At 31.1% G+C, this 2,259-nt stretch carries 2 protein-coding genes and 1 pseudogene; all 3 read left to right on the top strand.

Annotated elements, in window-relative coordinates; all coding sequences use genetic code 11:
• Positions 1-132, top strand: a pseudogene (locus tag O9324_RS11255) (IS630 family transposase); the annotation flags it as partial.
• Between the two features lie 74 nt (positions 133-206).
• Positions 207-491: a hypothetical protein gene (locus tag O9324_RS11260; protein WP_287628658.1), complete on the top strand. Its 285-nt coding sequence runs from the start codon at positions 207-209 to the stop codon at positions 489-491.
• Positions 492-560: 69 nt separating this feature from the next.
• Positions 561-2,120, top strand: coding sequence for a hypothetical protein (locus tag O9324_RS11265; protein WP_287628657.1), 1,560 nt, complete (start codon positions 561-563; stop codon positions 2,118-2,120).
• Positions 2,121-2,259: the final 139 nt, after the last annotated feature.

A 2,259-nucleotide genomic window follows, 5' to 3' on the forward strand; every position in this document is an offset into this window, starting at 1 on the left:
AACTTTTCTGACTTTTCTTCAGCTATTTATGAATGTCTGAATGATGCCCACCTGAAACATAAAAAAGAACTGGATTCCTTGCTCACTCTACGATTTCAGAAGTTTAATAAATCTCAGATTATGAACGTCTAAAGTATAGTTCGATGATACCATAGAGACTCATGGTTTTATGAACAACTCAAATCTACCATTAAGGCATTAATATTATGGCTGATGTTCTAAGAGAATTTGACAAAAAACAACAGAAAAATATACTTAAAGAGGAATTATCCAAACAACAAATATCACAAATAAGATCAAACATTGAAAGAATCATATCCAGCTATAGACACATTTGGGATATTTACGCAGAACTTTTGCAAAATAGTGCCGATGCTATTATAGAAAAATTTGGAGAAGACAAAATCGATCAAGGTCGCATCGAGTTAGAAATAAATACGGAGCAAAGAGAAATCATCATCACAGATAACGGTATTGGTATAGAAGAATAAGAAATATCTAAGATTTTAGTTAATGGTAAATCTTTAAAAAGAGAGAAAAATACTGAAAAATTTGGATTTATGGGTTATGGATTTACCTTTGTTGCTTTTCAAAGTAATTTATTGAAAATTGAGAGTATCAAAGACGGGATAAAAGCATCAAGAACCTATAGAGATTTATATCACTTTATCTACTCTAAATCAGAGTTGCCAAATTCAGAAGAAGAAGAAATTGACCAGAAATCTCAATCAACTTCAGAAGAATCTCAAACAAAGATAACTGTTAAATTTCCTAATGATTTTCCCAATGAAGTAGTAGAGGAAACACTATCAACAGCTTTTAATTTTGCCAAATGTGAAAAAACCATCGAGGCAATTTTGAGAACAAGATCTGTGGTTGGAACCCTAGATAAAGTCTTCTCTTCAAAAGAGTATTTTCAATTTAGCCTTAAGGTAGATGGTCAGAAGTTTAAAATTAAAACTGGCTATTTAACTGTCAGGGAAATTGTTCGAGAAGTGGTTGGAATTGAGCAATCATTTTATAATAGACTAGACGAGTACGAAACTTTGATAAAATTAGGTGATGACAAGTTCTCCCAAACACAAAAAGAGGCTGCTTTTAAAGCCAATCTTCTAGACGAAAAAATAGATGAAATTGAATTTGGTTCTAAAAATCCCTTGTCCGCAAGAATTTTAATTTCTGCTACCAGTAAGAACTTTATCAATAAATTTAATGAAAGATTCCATAATAATGATATATCTACTGACTTTAAGATAGAACACGGATGCTGGTTGGCAATAAATGGAATGCCTACGGGAATTTGCATACATCCATTTGATGACAGTAATTACTTTCCCTACACGGTTTTAGTAGATATAAAAGATAATTCAATTCGTACGGAGTTAGACTCAGGTAGAAAAGGAATTAGTCCTTATCGAATGAAACAGATATCGGATAAAGTATTTGAGATACTTAAAGACAGAAACTATATTAAATATCGTCGCTACATAGTTGAAGGAGATACTAGAACAAGAATTAGCGATCCTTTTTATATACCTTATGAAAAATTAAATGATAAATTGAAAGAAAAAAGATACTTTGAATCATCTTTAACTCAAAAGTATTTACCCCCCCTAGAAGAGCAGGAGGTTCTTGGCCTTTTTATTGAAATTGTTGCTAAGAATCTTCTGAAAGGCTATGAATTAAAAATACTGTCAGGCTATCAAGTTTATGATGGTTTGTACTATTATAATTTAACAGAGTCTCAAGATATATATTATTCAAATGACAATCAACTAGGAATACATAAGACAATTTTTACAAATTATGGAAGTAGTCTAAGAAAAGACATCTTGATAGAATTTAAGAGAAATTTACAAGACATTTATTCAGATATTAATAATAATAAAAAAGATGCCAATCATATTGATATATTGGTGTGTTGGGATGTAGAATTTGAAAATAAGAATAAACTTCAAAAGGAAAAAGGCGATATATTAATGGAAAGAGACATAATGAGAAATGTTTTTTACGGTGTTACACATAGTTTAACCGTGACAGGAAGACAGCAGGCATTGCCAATTATCGAACTTAAAAAGGTCTTAGAAAGATTATTTAACTACACAGACAAGAATTTATAACCCACATTCCGCACCCTAAGCTGTCACAGAGAGAAATTACGGAGAGAAAAAATCAAAGTTAGCATAAAAATAAACATAAGGAGCGAAAAAAGGCATTTGAGAAACAGTAAAGCACCAAAAATGGCATCAAAACCTATTC

It is taken from the genome of Microcystis sp. LE19-84.1B, from assembly GCF_027531875.1.
Taxonomy (GTDB): Bacteria; Cyanobacteriota; Cyanobacteriia; order Cyanobacteriales; family Microcystaceae; genus Microcystis; species Microcystis panniformis.